This is a genomic window from Streptomyces sp. NPDC048644 (assembly GCF_043199105.1).
In the GTDB taxonomy this organism is placed as follows: domain Bacteria; phylum Actinomycetota; class Actinomycetes; order Streptomycetales; family Streptomycetaceae; genus Streptomyces.
This window is the reverse complement of the sequence record NZ_JBICVO010000011.1, coordinates 98,939-121,073: the sequence shown is the minus strand read 5'-3', so window position 1 is coordinate 121,073 and position 22,135 is coordinate 98,939. Positions and strand designations below refer to the sequence as shown.

General features: G+C 71.1%; 1 protein-coding gene (only partly in view). It reads left to right on the top strand.

The genetic code is table 11. The annotated features are described in order from the left end of the window. The first annotated feature begins 3 nt into the window (after positions 1-3). On the top strand, positions 4-22,135 hold the 5' portion of the coding sequence (locus ACGFNI_RS24545; protein ID WP_393686783.1) for a protein-glutamine glutaminase family protein. Its footprint extends 20,735 nt past the window's final position; only the first 22,132 of its 42,867 coding nucleotides appear in the window; the start codon lies at positions 4-6; the stop codon falls past the right edge of the window.

Below are 22,135 nucleotides of genomic sequence, written 5' to 3'. Positions count from 1 at the left end.
GCCATGTACAGCATCGATCCGACGGTGACCGAAAACATCTACAAGCTGGGCAATGCCTGGATCCACTTCAGCGACATGCTGTGGGAACAGATGTCGTCCATGGACTCGTCCGTGCACGGCATGTTGTGGACCGGTGACGCCAACAACACCGTCCAGACCACCTGGAACCAGGTCCACGACCAGCACCTTCAGGTGGCCGTTGACGCGGCGCGGGACATGGGCAACAAGATCAACGCGTACGGCGACTACATCAAGAATCTCCAGGAGCAGCAACAGCAGGACGCGCTGAACGACATCATCAAGGAGATCATCTCCATGACGGTCGGGCTCGGCCTCAGCTTGCTGACGGCCGGGATGCCCGTCTTCAGCGCCCTCCTCAGGGGCTTCACCGCCGTCATGGAGGCCGTCACCTCCGCCGCGAGCGCCGTCGCCAAGGCGGCGGTCTTCGGCGCGGCCGTCGCCGTCGATGTCGCGTTGCAGGCCGGAGCGCAGCTCGGCATCGACGCGGCGACCGCTGCCATCGGCGCCGCCGCCACCCACACCGAGTTGAAGTTCGACAGCGACTGGTGGAAGAACGAAGGGCTCAACATGGGCCTGGCGGGCGGGGCCGGCCTGTTCGGACCTGCGTTGAAGGGCGTCGAGTCGGCCAAGAGCTGGGCGGGCGACAAGACGCACGGCCCCGCGATGGATCCGCCGACGGTCAATACGTCGGGTGAGCACGGCGTGACGCCGACGGGCGACGTGGGCACCACCGTCCCGGTGGGCAACTTCTCACCGCCCACCGGCGGACTCGCGTCGACGGCGAAGTCGGGCACCGGCGGCGCCAAGTCGGTGAACCCCGGCAAGGGCGCCGAGACCGTGATCACCAAGCCCGTCAGCGGCGAATCGTCCGGTGTCCACCCCACCAATGGCTCGACGACCCGGCCGCAGCAGGTCGCCACGGCGCCGGACAAGTCGGTGGGTACCGGCCCCGGCGTGGGCAAGGACCCGGTGAACCCGCGCCCTGGTTCAACGGTCAAGCCGACGACGGAAGGCCCGGTGGGGCAGACCTCGCCGACCGGCACGACCGGTCCGAAGCCGCACACCGCGCGCCCCGAGGACGGGGTGCCCACCGCCCACACCACGACGCCGTCCGGCAAGAACAGCGGCCCCGTCCACGCCAACCCGACCGACGTGCCTCCTTCGCCGGGCCGCCGCAACGGGGCGGAGGAGAAGCCGCCCGCCACCTCGTCCGGCCACGGCCCGACCGGGAAGCAGGGCACCGGGCACGGCACCGAGCCGACCACGTCGAGCCCCACCCACCAGACCCCGGGCTCCGAAACCCGGCCCACCGGAGCCGCGAAGTCCGGTGACGGCGGCAAGCACGCCGCGCAGGAAGGCCAGACCGGCTCGGCCGGGAAGACCCCGCAGACGGAGCCGGGCCACCAGACGCAGGCACCGCATTCCACCGAGGGCGGCAAGGGCAACCAGCCCGGGGAACGGCCCGGCGGATCCACGGAGCACGCCGAGCAGCACCAGCCCGCCACCACGCACCCGGCGCAGACGAACGAGAAGCCGGGCGCCGGACCGACGGAGAAGTCCGGCACCACCGGCACCACCGGCACCACCGGCACCGACAAGCCCGGCACCACCGCCACGGACAAGCCGGGTGTCACCGACAAGCCCACCGCCACGGACAAGCCGGGCAGCACCGCGTCGGACAAGCCCACCACCCACGCATCGGAGAAGCCCGGCACCACCGCGTCCGACAAGCCCACCACCCACGCATCGGAGAAGCCCGGCACCACCGCAGGCGAGAAGCCGGGGGCCAACCCTGGGGAGCGGGCCGGGGCGAAGTCGGACAGGCCGGTCGGCCAGGCGAACGACAAGGTGACGGTCGGCCAGGAAGGCAAGCCGGGCGCCACCGGCGACAAGCCGGGCGCGAACGCCACGGAGAAGCCGGGTGCCACGTCGGCCAAGGAGGGGGCCGGCAAGCAGGAGCCGCGCTCCCCGGAGACCTCGTCCGCGTCCTCCGCCGATCACCACGCGTCCGCCCAGGGCAGCGCACACGAGAGCGGGCACAGCGCCTCCGCGTCGGGCGAGCACGCCAACCCCTCCCACGAGGCGGGCAGTTCGGCCGGTCACGCGCAGGCCGCACGGCCCGGGGAGCACGGTCCCGGCGCCCGCTCGGAATCCGAGCACGCCCCGTCGGACTCCGAAGGCCACGCCAAGAACGCCGAGAAGGAGCGGGCCTGGTCGGACGAGAACCAGGGGGTGAAGAAGTCCTACGCCGACAAGGTGGAGGCCGAGCGGCAGTCCTTCGCCCATGAGAAGGCCCTGAACGAGAAGCTCCAGACGGGCGCCGAGAAGCTGCGGGACAAGTTCGTCGAGCTGACGAAGACGTCCAAGGCGCTGCGCAAGATGGACGCCGAAGGGCGTCAGGCAGTGTTCGACAAGCTCGTCCAGGACGCCGAGGGCAAGTTCGACAAGCTGTTCCGCGCGGACGGCGAGAAGCCCGCGCCCAGCGGGTCCGAACTCGCCAAGGCCGAGAAGCAGTGGGCGCAGGAGCTGAAGAACCTCGGCAGCACCATCCGGGGCCGCGCCCAACTGCACAACATGAGGCCCGAGTTGGACACCCGCATCGACAATGCGGTGGACCGGGCCGAGCAGCGCTGGAACTCCGAAGGCCACCCCCCGGAGGCCGTCAAGGCGGCGTCCCAGGGGTACCGGAACAGCCTGGAGCACGCCCTCGACAGCAGCTACGGCAAGCTGCACGAGGAGCCGCACTGGATGGTCCACGAGCCGGGCGAGCACTTCTCCCGGATGGCCGACGACCTCAAGAAGGGGCTGCCCGACCGGATCACGCTGCACTCCAGGACCCACGAAAACCTCAGCGTCACGGACCAGATGGTCGAGCGGCACCTGGCCGGCTGGAAGGAGTCCGGCAGCGGCTGGTCCGACCGTGACACGGCGGAGATCCGGGAACGCTACGGCGCCGCGTCCCGCGCCAAGTTCGAGCAGATACTCCAGGACGAGCTGAAGTCGCTCCCCGAGCGGCCGAGTTCCAAGGCGCAGCACGCGGCGCTGACCCGCGCGTCGGAGAAGTGGGGGGAGGTCGAGGCAGGCGTCGGCAAGAAGCTCGCGGCCGAGCTGAAGGCCACCGATGACATCCGCCACTTCCTCGACGAACTGCCGGACCGCTTCGGGGACGATGCGAACCCGCACCAGCTCTCGCACGATCTGCGGCAGCACTCCGGCAGCGTGCAGGCGTCACTGCACCGGTCCGCCCACGACCTGCTCGCCGACATCAGGCGCGACCCGCTGGACGACAGGTCCGTGGGCGTGGACACCACCACGAAGCACGCCCTGACCACTCTCGACAAGAGCATCTCCGGGCGCTTCACCTTCGAGGCCGAGGCCCACCGGCAGTGGAAGACCACCCACGAATCCCTGCCGGGCCGGGAAGACCTCGGCACGCAGGGCAGTTGGGTCCGCTCCCGGCTCGACCACCTCTCCGTGGACGCGGTGGCCGACGCCCGCAAGCAGCTGAACGGCACCGACTACTCGCCGCAGCAGGTCAACAAGGCGCTGTACAACCTGGAGCACCACCTCACCGGCCTCAAGGACTCGGCGCCCGGCCTGGCGAAGACCGCGGAGCAGTTGCCGCACACCGCCGCCGAGGCCAAGTCGGTATGGCACGAGCTGGTCGGCGACGGGCACGGCCTTCCCTCGTCCAAGGCGGACTCGCTGGAATCGGACTTCCACCACGAGTGGATGTCCGGCTACGACAAGGTCTGGTCGGACGGGCGGCTGGACGGCGGTCACTGGAAGGACGCCGAGCCCTCCCCCGCGCCCGCCAAGGACCCCGCGGTGGACGCCGCACACACCGCCGCCAAGGAAAAGCTCACCGACCACTACACGTACGTGCTCGAACTGGCCGAAACCCGCAACCGGCAGTTGCAGGAGCTGTCCGGCAAGGTGGACGCGGCGGCCGAGGACTGGATGCCGCTGGACGAGCGGGTCCGTCACATGAGCGACGAGGAGAAGGCCGGCCTCACCGCGGCGGAGCTGAGGGACGCACGGGCCACGGCCGAGCGCCGCAATCTGCTGGGCACCTCCATGGACCGGCCCACCAAGGTGGACCGTGCGGCCGTACTGGACGAGGTCACGGCCGAATTCCACGCCGAGTTCACGAAGTTGACCGAGGTCGGCGAGGGGCAGCCGCTCACCGCCGGCGAGCACCATGCGCTGCGCAAGACCTGGGACGAGTTCCACGAGCAGCTCGTCAGCACGCTGCCCGAGCGCTTCGACGTGCGCCACTCGGCGGCCGAGCGGGACCTGACGGCCGACGACCGGCCGCGGGATGAGCACCTGGCCCCGGCGGACAAGGAAAACCCGCTCGACCCGGAACTCGTGAAGACGGTCCGGGAGAAGTACCAGGCGGACATCGACGGCGCGAAGGACCTCGCACCGGAGCAGACCCACACGGTCGGCACCGAGGCGGAACGGCTCGCGTTCGCCAAGGAGGTACAGGCACGCGTCGACCGCTTCATGGAGCACTACGACGCGGCATCGGGCAAGCGCGGCAGCAATGCCCGCGTCGATGACGATCACTTCAACGACGGCGGCAGGAAGGGCTGGGAGCTTTCCGCCCGCGATCAGCTGCTGGACTCGTTCCGCGACATGAAGCAGTTGCACGCCCAGGGATGGGGACGCCAGGACGCGGCCGACTTCGCGCTGGACAGCACCCTCACCCGCCTCCAGGAGCACCTGCGGGTCGAGAAGGACCTGCTGCCGGGGCTGAAGGAGAAGCTGGACGACGCGGTCTCCGCGCACGTGCGGGACTCCGGGAGCAAGCCGTCCGGCGAAGCGCTGGACAACCTCAAGGCCGACGCGCTGGAGAGCCTCAAGAAGGACCTCCGCGCCACCGTGAACGACGCGTTCACCTCGTTCAACGGCGGCGCCCACCCGACCCGGAACGGGCTCGGCGATGCGGTGTCGTGGAGCAAGCGCAGCACCGACTCGATGCTGACCGGGCGGGCGCTCGGCGACCGGCTGCACTACCACTCCGAGGTCAACCAGCGCGTCACGGAACTGCGCGACGCCACCGAGAACAACCTGACGCACGACGAGGCGGCCGTCGAGCGGGTCGTCAAGGACCTCACCACACAGCTGAAGGCGGAGGCCGAATCCCTGCTGGGCGGGCTGCGTACCGGCCGGGAACCGCTGCTCGGCAAGGAACTCGACCCGCGGTTCCAGGAGTGGCGTGCCACGTCCGACAAGCTCCTGGACGACCTCCGCACCCACCTGGACCGGGACTCCTACCGCGAGGGCGCGGTCGCCGAAGCCGGCCGCACCTTCGAGAGGCGGTTCGTCGAATACGACGGGTTCGCCTCCCCCCACGAGGACGGGTACGCGGACGTGGCGTCCTCCTTCCGTCACGACTGGGTCGCGCTGCACGACCGCTTCCACGGCAAGGACAGCGCCGACCTGAAGCAGTGGCTCGAGGACGAGAAGAACGGCTCGGACTCCTTCGAGAAGGGCACTCGTCAGCAGGCGGAGCAGCGGCATCGGGCCGGCCTCAAGACGCAGGCGGCGGCGGAGGAAGCCGACGCGACGGCAGACGCGGGCAGCGCGAAGGACGCGGGCGCGCCGCCGGCCGGACAGCGCACGCACCCGGCAGAGCCCGTCGATGGCGTCGGCCTGACCCACGAGCAGCCGACGCAGGCCCAGACCCAGCAGCCCCACACCCGGCAGACCCACGACACCCCCCAGACGCAGACCGCCGCCGAGGACACCGTCACCACGCACGACACCCCGACGACGGACCACACGCAGCAGACCCAGCAGACCCAGCAGACCCACGACACCACCGGCCAGGCGTCGGAGCACGTCACGCAGCACGAGGGCACCGGTGTGTCCACGGACAAGACCGCGGGCCACGAGGCAGCCGCGACCTCCCACGACACGCCCATCACCTCGTTCTCCCTCCCCTCGGCCACGTCCCACCTGCTGAACCACTACGACACCCGCATGGATCTGGCCGTCCAGCGGAACGCCGACCTGGACACCCTCGCGCAGCGGGCGGACGCGGAGTACAGCCGCTGGGTGGAGGTGTCCGACGCGGCCCGTACGGCGGCCCCGGAGAGCGAGAGGGGGCCGGAGCCGCATCTGACGGAGGCGGACCGCAAGACGATCCTGGACACGCTGCACAGCGATCTCGTCCGCGATTTCGACGAGATCGTCGGCGGCGCGCCCAAGGGGTCGTCCGCCCACGCGCGTCCGGCGCTCGACAAGTCCTGGAAGCAGCAATTCGAGCTGCGTATCGGCGAGTTGGGCGAGCGCTACCACCAGCGGCTGGCCGACGCGCACCTGACCACGTCGGCAGCGCAGCGCGTGGACGCCTACGCGCACGAGCAGCTTCCCAAGGAGGCGGCGCAGCGGTCCCGGCTCGTCGAGCTGGTGAAGAAGGAGTACGTCGCCGACGCGCTCAAGGAGGCACGGAGCGCACGCGCCACCTCCCGCGACCTGGCGTCATCGGTCGACCCCACCGCGTTCAAGAAGGCGTCCGACGCCGCGCGCTCGACCCTTCAGGACACGCTGGAAGCCCGTTTCGACCACGCCCGGCAGATCCTGACCCGTGCCGAGCGGGTGCTGACGGCCTTCGACGGGTACCAGGCCCAGGGCAAGATCGACGGCGGCCCGGACACTGCCCTCACCCACGCGGACGTGCTGCGCTCTCTCCAGCACGAGAAGGCGGTCCACCGGCTCGCGGACGCCTACCACAGCCCGAACGGCTTCCGCAGGTACGGCGCCCAGCACTCCGCCACCGCCGAGAAGGCGCTGAACGCCGCAGAGGCGGATCTGCTCCGCGACCTCACGGTCGAGTACGAGATCGCGCCGCAGGGCGACCGCGCCATCGACACCCTCGCCGAGGAACACACCGGCGTCACGGACCAGATGGTCAGGGACGCCAAGGCGAGCCTCCGCCAGGACCTGCATCACGTCGCGAACCGCTGGGGCGCCGAGCACCCGCCGCAGTCGCTGCCCGGCCACTCCCTGAAGGAGGACCCGGCCCTCGCGGAACAGCAGCCGGTCACGGCAGAGCAGCAGTCGCCCGCGGACGGCAAGTCCCTCGCGGAGGAGACGGGCACCCTGCTGACGCCGTCCGCGCTCCGGGGACGCCTCGACTTCCACCAGGAGCTGCACGACGCCGTCGACGCCGTGCGGGACAAGGTGCACGGGCACGGCAACGGCCTCAGCACCGAGGGCGAACAGCGCGTCATCGAGGCGAAGGCCCGGGAGCTGGCGACCGCCGCCGAGCAGTACATCGGCTTCCTCAGGGCCGGTGAGCCGGCGCGGACCGGCAGGAACGCCGATGCGCGCCTGGTGGAGTGGCGTGCGGAAGCGGACCTCATCCAGGAGGGGATCGACGCGCGGATCGCGTCGGAGATCCGCCTGGAGTCGACGGTGCGCGACGGCGGCGAGGTCTTCCGCGGCCGTTACGGCGATGTGCGGGGCCTCGCGGACCACATCGACGAGGCGGATCTCGGTGGTTTCGCGAGCGAAGCGGCGGCCTTCCGGCACGACTGGACCACGCTCCACGAGCGGTTCCAGAGCGAGCGGAACGTCGATACCGAGGACTGGCTGGCCAAGGAGAAGACGTCGGGTGACGTCTTCCGCAAGGGCTTCCGGGAGGGCCTGGCCTCCGGTGCCTACGACGCCGGGAAGAAGGCCGACCGGCTGCTGGATGACGCGCACGCCGAGCTGGCCCGCGCCCGCGACGAGGCGTCGGCTTCGGACACCGCCGCCGACTACCGCGCGCAGAACCGGAATCTGGCGCAACTGCACAAGGAGCGGATGGACCGCGCCGAGAAGGCGTCCGCTGCGGAGCTGGAGAGCACGTCAGCGGGCGCGGAGCAGGAGTCGCAGCGCCCCGACGCGCAGACCACGCCCCAGGACACCCACGGCGGTACGCAGGAAACCGTCAACTACCAGGCGCAGAACGCGGAACTGGCCAAGGCGCGCGAGGAGCGCGAGACCCGCGCCAAGGGCACGCCCGCCCGCGACACCAAGTCCGGCACGCCCCGCGCGGCGGCCACCCGCGAGCCCCACATCAAGACCTTCCAGGACCTCCAGCAGGACGGCGCGACGCACACGAACGGGCCGCTCGACGGCCACGGTTCGACCAGCAGCGCGAACGGGACGGTGACCGAGCTGGAAAGCCCGCGTCCCGAAACGCACACCCCTCAGAACGCCCACGCGACCGAGCGGGCCGGTTCCGACACGTCCGCGCACGCCGCCCAGGAGCCGGCGGCGTCCGGGCTCATCGGCCCGAAGCCCCGGACCGAGACCGCGAGGGACGAGGTGACGCGCACCGAGCGGGCCGTGCGGCAGGCCAGGTCCGACCGGTACGCGGTGCGGCAGCACGAGCGCTGGACGCAGCGGGTCGATGCGGCGACCACGGCCACCGAAACGGCCCGCGCCGAGCACTACCGGGCGCAGGCCGCGCACCTCATCGACGGCATCGACGTACCGGGCATCGAGACCCGGCTGACCGCGGCCCAGGAGGCGCACGAGCAGGCGAAGACGGAGCTGGCCGCGGCGCAGGCGGCCGAGGCGAGCCGACGGGCGCAGCAGGCCGCCGCCGATGCGGTCCGGCGGGCGCAGGAAGCGGTGGCAGCGGCCCGGCGGGCGCGGCAGATCAAGCAGGACGAGCTGAGCGCGACGCAGGCGGCAGGCAAGATCGCCGACAGCCGCTTCAAGGCGGCGCTCGACGCCGCCGAGCAGCTCGCGGACGCCCAACTGGCCGTCAGGGAACGCCAGGAGCAGTACGACGCGCTGGTCCGGAAGGAGCGCAACGCGAGCGCCCGGCAGGACATCCGGAACCGTCACGCGGCGGCTGCGCGGCCGGACACGGTGTCCGCGCCGCCGCACCCCGTTCCGACGGGATACCTGTATCTGGGCTCCGGGGCCGACACGGTCCGGCAGGCCGACGCCACGCTCCAGCTCCTGGAGGCGGGCGCGCAGGCGCGGATCGTCCCCTGGAGCAACGACGGCCAGGCGGAGTCCCCGTCCTGGTTCGCCCAGCACCTGGGCGAGCGGGCCACGGTGTGGGCCGGGGCCGATGACGTGCAGGTGGACCTCCCCTCCGTGCAGGCGCTCGTCCAGCCGGCCAAGGTGTCCCCTCCGGTGCTGGTCCAGTTCCTGGACGCCCAGGGGAACGTGCTGGTCCCCGAGCACCTTCCGGCGTCCGCGGTCTCCGCCGGGACGACCCACGCGCCGCAGGACGAGCAGGCCGCGCAGGAGGACATCCGGAAGTCCTTGAGCAAGGCCGAGGCCGCGCTCAAGGAGGCGCAGCAGGCCGAGCTGAAGGCGGCGGAGGCTGCGGACATCGCCGGGGAGGCCGCGCTTGCGGCGGATTCCCAACTGGCGGCGGCGGAGCAGAAGCTGGACGCGGCCGATGAGCGGACGGCGGACGCGCGGGCGGCGGCCCTGCGGGCCGTGCAGGCGGCGCGGGCGGCCCGTGCGCGGGCGACGGCGCAGCTCTCCGGACCGACCACGGCAGGCTCCATCCCCACGCACGACGGCCTCTACGAGACCGCGGCCGACCACATCGCGGCGGCGCTGCGGGCCGCCGACGAGTACGAGCGGGCCCAACTCGCCGCTCTGGAAAGCGGGGAGGCGCACGGTCCCCTCGTCCAGGCCGAGTGGGAGGCGACGGCCCGGAAGAAGCGGGCCGAGCAGAACGCGAGGGACGCCTTCAAGGAACTCACCGAAGCGCAGCAGGCCACGACCCCGGCGGAGCAGCTCACGGCGGAGTCGCAGAGGTGGATCACGATCTCCGAGCCGGCCGTCCAGTCCGGCTCCGCACCGCAGGACTTGACCCTCGATGAACTGATGGCGGTCGACGAGCAGTTCTGGCAGCAGGTGCTCCAGGACACGCAGGTCTCTCCGCTGGGCCACGTGGAGGCGGCGCAGCTCATCGCCGAGCTCGTGATGTCCACGAACGGCGTGGACGTCGAGCAGCTGACGTACCTGCTGACCGCCCATGCCGCGCCGGCCGACCGGCAGGCGATCGATGAGTTCGACCACGCGTTCTTCGACCACGCGTCGATAACGCTCCCCATAGCGCTCAACGTGGCAGTGGGGATGAACATGCTGGACAGCCGGCACGCCGTGCAGGTCCTGGAGCACGTCTATGCCTCCGTGCCCGGCGGCTGGGACCTCGATCTGCGCAACCTCGCGGCCGACGTACCGGCGCAGGCCCAGCCGCAGGTGCAGGCGTTCGCCACCCGGCTCTCGTTCCACGTGGGCGACGGCGATCTCGCCTCCGCCGTTCAGATGCTGGACGCGCTCGAACGCGACCTGCGCAAGGTGTGGGCGGTCCAGGACAGCTTCGCGTCGCTGTTCCAGCTCGACCTCAGGGACTCGCTGGTGAAGCTCTCCCAGGGGCTGCAGCAGGCGGAGTCGATCGGGCACACCCTCGGCGACCTCACCGACCGGCCGACGGCGTCCGTCGAGCAGGTCCACGAGTGGTACGGGCAGCTTGAGCAGTTGCAGTACCACCACCCGCTGTTCGGTCAACTCCCCATGCCCAGCGGACATCCCGAGGACGGCTGCTATCTGCGGGCCCACCTGTCGGCGATGAAGCTCCAGCAGTGGGGCGCGCCGGTCAGGAAGATCATCGTCTCCCGCGCCGAACCGCTGCTGTCCGTACTGTCCCCCAACGCGGCCGGTGCCACCCGTGAGGCCCCCGGTCTCGTCCAGTGGCACTACCACATCGCCGTGAGTGTCCCCACGACGATGGCGGACGGCACGGTCGAGTTCATGGTCCTGGACACCGCTCTGGGGCTCGGTCCGGTGACCGGCACCGAGTGGCTGGCCGCGATCGGGGTCAACAGGGCCGAGGCCGAGGTGCACGTGGGCCCGCTGGCCGAGGTGTCCCAACATCTCACGTCGGATGTGCACCGGAACCCCGGCAACTGGACCCTGATCAACTCCGCGCCCTTCCCGAGGGACCGGGCGGTCGTGGTGGTCACCGACGTGTTCGCGGCAATGTTCCCCAGCCCTGGTTTCCTGCAGCCGAGCTCACTGCGCGAGGTGGACGACGCGCACCGTCAACTCATCGAGGAACTCACCGATTTCACCACGGAGCAGTTCGCCCGCGAAGCGCTCAACCAGGCGCACGACGAGCTGGCGGTCCGGCAGCACAGGGACGACGACGAGACCCGGCAGTGGGCATCGGACACCTACGACCGGCTGCAGTTGGGCGGGCTGCTGGACGACCCGTTCCTGGAGCTCGGCCTGCGCGCCCTGCTGCCTGACACCCACCCGGCCCTGCACGGCTCGAACGAGTCGGACATCGACCGTCTGATGCGGGAGGCCAAGGAGGAAGCGACCGGCGGCGCGCCGCTGCCCGTCGACGACCTCCTGGCCGACCTGGTCGTGCCGCCGCAGCCGCAGGGCACTCAGCAGTCCCGGCCGGCCACCTCCGGTGGCACACGCCGGCGGATCGGCGCGTGGCTGCGCAACACCGGTGCGGCGCAGCGCGAGGAGCTGCTGAGCAACCGGTACGGGATCAAGATCGGCCCGGCGAACGGCGAGGCGCACTTCAGCCACTCCGTGCTGGACAAGATCACCAAGGTGTTCGACGGCCTTCCCTCGAAGGACGTGGCCGGCAACGTCTACCTCCAGTCGATCACGGCCGACAGCTCCAAGGGGCCCGTCAGCTCCTACATCGTCGACGACCGGCACATCCGCATCTCGCACCCGCTGCACATGCCCTCCTGGATGTACACCAGGCTCGACCGCGGGAGCGCGGCACAGCGGTGGCTGATGGACATGGTGGCGATGTCGGACTACCAGGGCCTGCGCATCGCCCGTGCCCTCGGGATCCAGGGCCCGCGGCGTCATGTCATGGCAGGGGTCTCCGACGTCCTGGCACACGGCAACCTCGTCGAGTGGACGCTGCGCCACGAGGTGGGCCACTCGGTGGACATGCGGATGGGGTGGGTTCTCAAGCTCAGTGGCGAGGACCGATTCGGCGGCTGGAGCACGTACTACGTCGATCTGCGGCCGGTCGCCAAGGCGTTCCTCGCCGGTGTGGGCATCGACGATGAGGCGCTGAGCAACCAGGTGGCGGAGCGCATCGATGTGCAGGCAATCCGGAAGGACCCCGGCGCTCTGGACCGGCTCCCCAAGGAGCTGGCCGGCAGCGACACGGACCGGCTCGACCGTCTGACGCGCATGGTCGGCAACCTGCGGACGGCCGCCGCGCAGCCGTGGACGCTGGATGACGGCGGTGCGGCGCAGCTGACGCACGACGGCCGCATCTACCAGATCAGCCACGGCGGCCAATGGGTCAGCTACCTGGCCGATGCCCGCGAACACGCCGTCTCCAACTACCAGTTCGCCACCCCCGACGAGTGGTTCGCCGAGACCTACGCGGCCTACCACGACCCCCGGACGATCAACCCGCCGCGGGCCCGGCTCGACCCGCGGGTGGTGCAGTGGTTCGTCGAAGACCTCTACGCCGATCCCGAGCCGGTGACCGTCGCACCGGAGAGCACCGCCTACGAGGACGTGGTGCTGAAGACGTCGGACGGCACCACCGTGCGTGCCGGCGACATCGACCACCTGCGGATCGTGGCGCCCGGCACCAAGGCTCCGGCCGGCCGGTCCTTCCACACCCGGGCCGATGTCCTCAAGCGGCTGCGGACGCACACCGATCTGGACCTGACGCAGCAGTACTTCGCGCACTACGACCAGGCCGGATCGCCGGGCAAGGTGCACCTGAACGCGCGCCGGCCCGTGCCGTGGGACCGTGCGAACCCGATGTACCTGGCGCTGCTGCACGGCACCCGCGGCTGGCTCACGGTGCCGGTGAACGGCAAGCCCACCAACGTGAACGGCAGCGCCTTCGGCAAGGCGCTCGGGCGGCGCCCCAGCATCACCGAGCTGCGGGAGAAGGCGGGCAGCACCGCTCAGATCATCCTGGCCGCCTGCGAGGCGGGCGCCGTCGACGAGCACGGCCAGTCCGTCGCGCAGCAGATCGCGGACGAAACCGGGCTCACCGTGTGGGCGCCCACCACCCAGATCGCCGCGACCCCGGAGCTCTCCGGCATCAGCTTCCTCCTCTACCGCGATGACCACGGCAAGACGGGTGAGTGGCGAAAGTTCACCCCGTCGTCCACGAGCGTCCACGGCAGCGGTGAGCAGCAGGCCGGTCCCGTCCTGTCGGGCCCGCCCCACATCACCGTGCCGCTGCCCGTCGCCCGGTCCGGCGCGGTCACGGTCGGCACGCCGCAGCCGCAGTCGGAGATGTCCCAGGTACAGGTCGAGTCGGACACCTCCGATGGACAGGTCCAGTCGGACGCTCAGGAAGAGGTCCAGCTTCCGGACGAGGTCCAGGAGCTGAGCCACGTCCAGGAGTTGAGCCACGACCTGACGACTGTCGCGGCGTCCCAGACGCCCGCCCACGGTTCACCGGAATGGGACCAGCTCCGTACCGCGCACGCCTTCGAGTGGCACGGCAGCGACGTCGACGCCGCGGTGCAGTTCATCACGGTGCGGCTCCGCCAGGCCGGTTCCGGCGCCGCCTCCCAGGTGGTCTTCCACGGCTCCGGCGGCAGCAGCTCCGGCCGGCTGCACGCCGAGAACATCGACGGCCGGGTGGTGTGGGCCGACCCCGCGCACCCGGACGAGCAGTACCGGTCCCCCGCCAAGCTGCTGCGCCCGGGGCGGCGCGACGTCACCTCCATCGACATGGACGCCGAAGGCAGGCTGCTGGCGCCCTCGGACGAGTTGCTGGCGCTGGGTGAGGGCGCGGATCTCTTCCCCCACCTGCTGCCGCACCTCCCCGTCGTCCTCAGCGACGGCTCGGACCCCGTGGAGGACACGCGGTGGCTGTTCCCCGAGGCCGTGCCGCCGATCGGCTTCGGCGGTACCTCGAAGCACTTCCCGCTGGGGATGTTCGGCACCGTGCTCGACTTCGACGGTGTCCGCTTCGACGGGATGAGTCTGCCCGGCGCCCCGCAGACCCGTACCTTCACGGACCTGGTCACCGAGCTGCTGCCCGATGACATCGCCGAAGGCGGCCTGGATGCCTTCCGTAGCGAACTGCGGGCCACCATCGCCCGCAAGACGCCCCGTGACTTCGCACAGCAACTGGTCGACGAGGGCATCGAGTTGACCGTCCCGGGACGCTGGGGCACCGCCAAGCGCACCGTCACGCTCACCCTGACCGGCATCAACCGGGACCGTGCCACCCTCGTCGACGCGCCCTACCGGCCGTACGGGACGAAGAGCCTCGGCCTTCAGGAGCCGGGCTCCGACCGCTCGACGGGCACGTCCGAGAGCGTCAGCAACAGCCGCAGCCTGAGCGGGGGCGAGAAGCTCGCCACCGTCGCGTCCGGGCCCGTCGCCGTCACGCCCAAGGCCGGCGTCAGCCTGTCGTCCTCGCGGAGCTACGGCCAGAGCCGGAGCACCAACGCGTACAGCAACCCCTCGCTGGGGCTCGACGGTGAGCTGAGGCAGTTCTCCTTCTCCGGGACCACTCTGACCGTCACCACGTCAGGTCCCGGCTCGCAGTCCGTGCACAGCTTGGTGACCGGGGACCTGACGGTGGCGTTCCCCGCCCAGCTGACCGAACTCGCCGCGAACGGCACCACCGCGCCCTTCCACGCCGAACTGCCCGCATCGGCGTCCGGCGGCGCGCTGGACCGGCTCACCAGGGAAGCGCGGCGGTTCTTCGCCATCCCCCAGCAGATCGGCGGGCTCCGCCTGATCCGGGACCACCTGGTGGACGACTACCTCAGCGCCAGGCCCGGCACCCCGCTGCACGACTATCTGCACAGCCGCATCGGCGAGCTGAGCATGATGGCGGACCTCGCCAGGACGCTGGAGGGCGGCATGACGCTGCCTCCGGTGCCGATGAACGACAAGGAGTTCCTGACCCTTTCGCTGAAGGGGCAGGTGCGCGGCGTCGTGCGGATCGGCGATGCCACCCGCATTCCCACCGTGCTCAACAGCCGCTGGCTGGAGCTGCAAGGTGCGTCCACCAGCGCGGGCGGCGGCTTCGGCCTCACCGTCGGGGCGGCGTTCGGACCGGGCGCCGGCCTGCTGCCGAGCACGGTCGCGCCCTCCGCGTCACTCACGCTCGACCTGGGCACGTCGACCGCCTTCAGCAGCGCGGGCGACACCGGCGGCGGACGCTGGCACACCGCGCGCTACAACGGCGACAGTGTGCCGTACCTGATGACGATCCGTCTGGAGGTGGGCTCGCGGCCTCTCGGGCACACCACGGGCCGCGAGCACGTCGAGGACATCTCGGTCGTCGTGCGGGTGCCCGTCGAACTGGCCGACGCCTTCCAGCACACGATGGCCACGGTCGTCGCCGAGGAGACCGGCGCGCTTCCCCGTACCGTCGGGCCGCTGGAGATCACCTACCAGAAGCAGCCGGACGAGCTGGTGACCGCTCCCCCGGCCGAACTGGCGCAGCCGACCGGCAGTTCGGGGCTGTTCGGGCCCGCCGGGCTATCCGGCGCGTCGAAGGTCCGCGACAGCCTGCGCGAACAGTTCCTGAACGCCGGCCGGGCCACCCGCACGCCGGAGTGGACCCGGGGCGAACTGGCCTCCCTGGACACGTTCCTGGACAGCCACTTCAACTCCGTCTCGCTGGAGACCCGGTTCACCCAGCTGTTCTCCCCCGAGGGCCTCACCCGGACCTTCCCGCGGCTGCTGGCCTCCGGGGAGACGGAGCTGGTCACCTTCCAGGTGCACGCGGAGCGTGCCTCCGACGGGGCGGCGGGCTCGCCCATCACCCCGGTGTCATCGGTGTACCTGTCCGAAGGTGGCTTCGACCTGTGGCCCAGCGCCATGCGGGACTTCGCCAACACCGAGTCGCACGGCGCGTCGGCCACGCTGACCGCCGGCCTGGCATCGGGGTTCGGGAAGGTCTTCACTCCGGAGACCGACGTGAAGCTGTTCTCGCGCAGCCACACCGCCAAGAACGGCCTGACCTCCTACGCCTATGTGCTCTCCGGCCTCAACTACGCGGGTCCGGTGCGCCAGTTCACCTACCGGACGGTCTTCCGTCCGTCCGTCACGGTGCAGCGGATTCCGGCCCCCGACTCGTACCGGACGCTGAACCGGGTCGGCCGCTTCCTGACCCGCGGTGCGGACCAGCAGCAGCTCGCCCCGCGCAGGTTCAGCCCGGCCCTTCCCATCGAGGGCGAGGCGCGGTGGCTGGCCCCGGCCGTGTCCGGCACCGTCTCGGGACCGGCCCACGCGATCAGCGGGCCGGTCGCGCTCACCCAGCACGACCGGGTGCTCGGCGTGGCCGGCGCGGACACCGTCCATGAGCAGGCCATCGCGCTGCTGACCGGGCTGGGTGTCCCGGAGGACCTGGCCCGGGTCCACCTGGAAACCGCCGTCACGCACGACCAGTTGGTGGCCGCGCTGCACATCGGCGCCGGCTCCCTCGCCGGGCAGGTGGTCCTGGACGGCCTGCTCACCGACCGCAAGGTCCGGCTCTCCGTCCAGGCGGAGATCGTCGACGTGGAGGAGGAGCCGGGAACCGCCGACCTCAGCTCGTTCGACCTCGCCGAGTACTCGGCGGGCTTCTCCGGTGTCAACAGCGTCACCACCAACCACGGCAACCACAGCCACTCCGGCACCTTCAGCGGCGGCACCGGGGACCTGACGGGCGGCGGTGGCTACGCACGCTCCTACTCCCCCAGCAAGGGCCGCAGCGTCGCGGAGATCACCAACGTCAACACGGGCCGCTACATCTCCCGCGACAAGGTCCCGCACCGCAAGCGGGTGGGGCGGATCGTGGTGCGGATGACCGCACGCGCCGAGAACATCAACCAGTTCGGCTCCTGGTCTCCCGACAAGCGCACCGTCCTGGTCGAAGCCTCGCAGGGCGTCACCGTCACCTACCTCCGTCCGCAGTGGCCCACGCCCGACGCCACCCTCGTCGCCAAGGTGCCCGCCACGCTGCCGGTCGTGCGGCTCCCGCTCTCCTCGGTCAGCGAACGCTTCCTGCCCGCCCCGCAGGAGACGGAGGCCGTGGCGCGTACGGAGCGCGCCGTGCGCTTCCAGGACGAGGACCCGACCGAGCTGAGCCACCGGGTCATGACGGCGGTCGGAAAGATGCTCGGCCTGCGCGGAAAGGGGGCCCGCGACGCACTGTGGACGGTACGCACCCCCGGCGCGACCCTGCCGGGAACCCTGGACACGGTCTTGACCACCCGTTCCCTGCACGCGATGAACGAGGCCCTGCGCGGCCCCGGCATGGTGCTGCACACCGTGGTGCCCGGCCCCGGTCACCGCAAGCGGATCCAGATGGTCATCCGCTTCCACCGCGGCCAGAACGCGACGTTCACCGGGCTGCTCACCTCGGGCAGCGTCAGCCGCTACACCCAGTCCAACACCCGCCAGGAGTTCGCCACCAGCCGCACCCGGGCGAAGGGCAACAAGTTCACCGCCCTGTTCTCCGGCGCATCGGCCTCCTACGGCCGCACATCGAGCACCTCGCAGAGCCTCACCGAGGCACAGCTGACCCGCCGTCACGACGGGCACACCGTCACCGACTCGCTCGCCAGCTTCCTGCTGGACGGGGAGCTGGAGATCACCGTCCAGCAGACCGTGCAGGTCTCCCGTAGCGCCTCGACGCTCAGCATCGACCTGGCGCGACAGGCCGCCCAGGTCGTGCAGACCGTGACGGGCGGCAAGCGCACGGTGCGGATCCCGATGCGCGAGGAGATCGTCGTCCCGCTCGGTGAGCTGCAGGGCGAACGGCCCCGGCCGGTGGCGAATCCGGTCGTGCGTCCGCTGCAGCCGCTGCGCTCCCTCAACAAGGTGGCGAAGGCCCGGAAGTACGCGATCACGTCCGAGCACCTGGCCCGCAAGGGCGTGAGCGTGATGCTCAATCCGACGGCGGCGCGCGGACTGCTCGACCAGGTGCTCGACACACTGCGGGCTCACGACGGGGAACTCCAGGACCTCGTCAGGCGCGGCCAGTTCTCGCTGGACGGCCTGTACCGCTTCTTCGACCCGAACGTCCTCGCACGCCATGTGCTGCTGCACGGCCTGAACACCGTGCCCACCGACGTGGGCCCCACTCTGCGGGCCGTCGGCGGGCCGTTGACCGACACCGTCGGCACCCTCAAGGTCGCCATCCTCCCGGCCCAGCGGGCCAGGTCGCTCGGCTGGCTGCAGGGGACCGCCGAACGCAGCGACTACAGCTCCCAGAACAACGGCCTGACGATGAGTCAGAGTCTTACCCAGGACACGTCGCTGGGTCTGGGCCAGGCGCACCCGAAGGGCACCGCCAACGGCGGCGCCGCCCTCAGCCGGACCGCGGGCCAGTCCGTCTCCAGCTCCGGCTGGGCCATGAACCACGTCGACGGCTCGGCGCAGGACACCCTCTGGAGGACCCACGACTTCGCGGACTCCTATGTCGTGGTGCAGGTCGATACCGCCAACGAGCGCGACCGGCTCGGCTGGGCCGGCAATTCGACGACCGTCGTCTTCAAGGTCACCGACCTGCTGGCGATGCGGTTCTCGCCGGAAGCGGCTCTGCTGGGCCTCGGCGGCCTCCCGGAGGTGCCGATCCGTACGCCTTCCGGCTGGTTCGTGCCGCCGCACACGGCGGCCGGCTGGCACGACCCGGTGCTGCGGGACCTGGCGCTCGCCCAGCAGCTCCCGTCCGATGACGGCACCCTCGTCTGGCAGGCCACGGCCGGCGAGGGCGACACCGTCATCGCGCACGGCAAGACCCTGACCCACGAGGAGTTCGCCGACACCTACGTACGCCCGGAGCTGGCCCGCGACCCGGCCACCAAGGACCACGTCCTCACCTGGGGCCGGGCCGGTGGCGGCCTGGTGTCGGTCACCGCCGCCACGCCGGTCACGGCCGACGGCACGACGGAGGAGCAGCCGGCCGAGCAGAACGAGCAGCGGGACGACGCCCAGGGCCAGGAGTCTCAGACGCCCCAGGAATCCCAGCCGTCCGAGGTCACCGAAGACTCCACGGCCACCACGTCCGCCCCCGTGCCCCAGGAATGGGTGTCGCTCGGGGTGGACTCCTCCCAGGCCGACGGGCTGCGGTCGTCCGGTCTGCGGCCCGAGCAGGTCGCCGAGGACGGGGACTGCTTCTTCAGCGCCGTGATCCGGACGCTCCAGGCGTCCGGGCGGGCGAACGAACTGCCCACCCAGGACATCACGGCCCTGCGCACCACCCTCGCGGACCGGCTCGCCGAGGGCCTCGGGGCGGATGACCCGCAGCTCTGGGACATGGTGCTCCCCTCCCTGCAGGCCGAGTTCTACAACGACCCCGAGGACTCCGAGCACTCCGGGCACTCCGTCGGGCAGCAGATCCGTACGTACGTCGCGGCGCAGTCCGTCGCCGTGCAGGACGCGGTGACGAACGGTGACACGGACACCTGGCGCCAGGTGCTGCGGGGCTCGGGTGCCACCGACTCGATCGTCCGGGACATCAGGACCCCCGGCAGCTACAACCACCTCGCAGGCGACTTCGTGCCGGCCCTGTTCCCGCACGTGTTCGGCATCACTCCGGCCATCCTCCACCGGGGCAACACCACCTGGAACCAGCTCGCCGACGGCGACAACCCGGTGCACGTGGTGCGGGTGCGACTCCCCAGGGAGAACGGGCGTTACGTCGAGCACTACCAGGCCACGGCGACGGTCCAGAACCAGTCCCAGGCCCAGGCCCAGCACGAGCCCCAGGCTTCGACCTCGACCGCGGCTTCCGTGACCGCACCGGCGACGACAACGGACACCCGCGCCGTCTCCTCCCAGGAAGTGAAGCCGCAGCAGCCGGAGCAGTCCGCTTCGCAACTGCCGCCCGTTCCCGTCCGGTTGAAGGACGGCCGGCTCAGCGCCGGGGACATCGTGTACGGCCTCGGGGAGTCCGAGGAGGCGATCGTCGAGCAGCTGATGCCCGCGCTCGAAGCGGCGCTGGGTGCCGAGAAGGCCGCGACGGCGCGCGGTCAGCTGCTGGCCTACCTCGGTACCGAAGAGATGAAGCCGTGGCTGTCCGGGCTGACCCGGGGCGGCAAGCGGTGGGTGCCGATCGAGGTGCCCGGCTGGTCCGGGGAGATCGAGGTCGGCGCGGTACTGCACGAGGCGGTGACGGACGAGGAGCTGCCCAAGGTCGAGTTCGAGAACGGCGCGGAGTCCGCGTCCGGTTCGGGCCACGGCAAGGACCGGCGGCTGCGCCGCACCCTCGGCGCCGACCTCCGCGTGGCCTTCGCGGGCGGGCGGCTCGACTTCCTGGCGAACACCAGCGAGGACGGCACCACCGGTGTCACCACCGAGCGGACCGGCCGGATGTTCGCGCGCGGCAAGACCTCGGAGAAGGCGCTGGCCGTCCGGGCCGTCGCCGAGTTCACGTTCGACTTCTCCGACGTGACCGCCACCGGCACCGGCAGCGGCGGACAGACCCTCCAGATCGGGAACCCGCCCACCACGACCGGGCAGAGCGGCCCGCGTACGCATCAGCTCACCGCGTCCGTCCCGACGCTGCTGCTGGTCCCCGAAGCCGATTCGTCCGCGCACACCGAAGCGCCCCCCGTACACCGGCTCCCGTCGTCCCTGGTGCGCGATCTGCGCGCCATCGGGGGCACGGACATCGTCATCGACGTCCACCCCGCCGACCTGCTCGGCAGGGCGCTCAACGGCGGTATGGAGGACGTGCTGACGCAGCAGGTCGGCGGTGGCAAGTCGCCCGACGAGGTCGGGCGCGAGGTGTTCGGCGACCGCTGGCCCGAGATCCGCACCCAGGTGCTGAGCCGGGTGGACTTCGGTCTGCTGCACGAGCAGTTCACCGCGATGATGAGCGGCGAGCCGCTGGAGATCAGCCTGGCCGAAGGACTGGGCTCGGTGCTCTTCTCCGCCGAGGTCGCCACCATGCAGCATGTGCGCGACACCAAGGAGACGGAGTTCAACGTCGGCACCGACGTCACGCGCTCCGTCACCCACCCGTCGGCGTCCGGCTCCAGCAAGACGGTCACGGGCGCCGGGCAGGTGACCCCGCTCCAGGTTCCCGGCAAGCTCAGCGGTCGGCTCGCGGGGCAGGTGGGCGCCGACGCGATCACCATCGACGGGTTCGCCACCCGGACCGGAGTGGCCACCAAGACCAAGGTCCCCGGCTCGGTCTTCGACGGAGTGGCCGTGCTGCACGTCCACTTCGTCCGCGCCAACGGCGGCACGGAGCAGAAGGAATCCGCCACGGCGCACACCACGCTCGGCTTCCGCTCGCTCTCCGAGGCGTCGCTGACCGAGGTCCGCAAGAAGCGCACGGTCTTCGAAACGCCGTGGGCGCAGCAGGCGCTGACCGGGGTGTCGCTGTCCGATGGCCAGGAGGACCAGCAGGTCCGGCGGCTGAACCCGAAGTTCTTCGCCAAGGGCGACACCACCTTCGCGCCGCCGCTGACCACGTGGTCGAACGACCCCGTCAAGGGTGGTGGGCTGCCCGACACCGCCGTCATCCACGGCCTGTTCACCGGCGGCGACTTCGATCTGGTCCCGCAGGAGGACACGCAGGGGGGCCGCGGGACGCAGCAGCCGCTGCGGATCGGCATCCGTCAACGCGTCGACGCGCTGGGCGAGCCCGTCTTCGGGAAGAAGGAGTGGCGCAGCCTCGCCCCGCTCTTCCACAGCAGCTTCCGCGGTGAGCGTCTCGCGTCCTGGCTCGGCGCGATGACGCGGGGCGGACGCCTCACCAGCGAGCAGCTCAGCAGCTCGGTCAGCCATGGCCACCGGGCGATGTCGGCCGAGGCCGAGGTGCAGAAGCTGGCGTATCTGCGGACGATCGACAAGTCCGAGCTGAACGTGCTCAGCGAGACCACGACCGGCGGCGCGCAGCGCACCCTGGTCTGGCAGGAAGGCGGCTGGCAGGCGCTCGGCGGCGGCGATGCCACCCTGCCGCAGGCGAGCAACATCCAGCCGACGGCGGGCGGCGGCCACTCCACCCGTACACGCACCGGCACCCGCGCCGGCCGGCAGGCCAAGAGCGTCAACAACGCCAAGTACCCCGAGCCGATGGTGGTGTTCTCCGGCGAGGCCACGGTGCGGTTCCAGGTCACCGACTCGCACGGGCACGTCATCGTGGCCGACCCCGCGCACG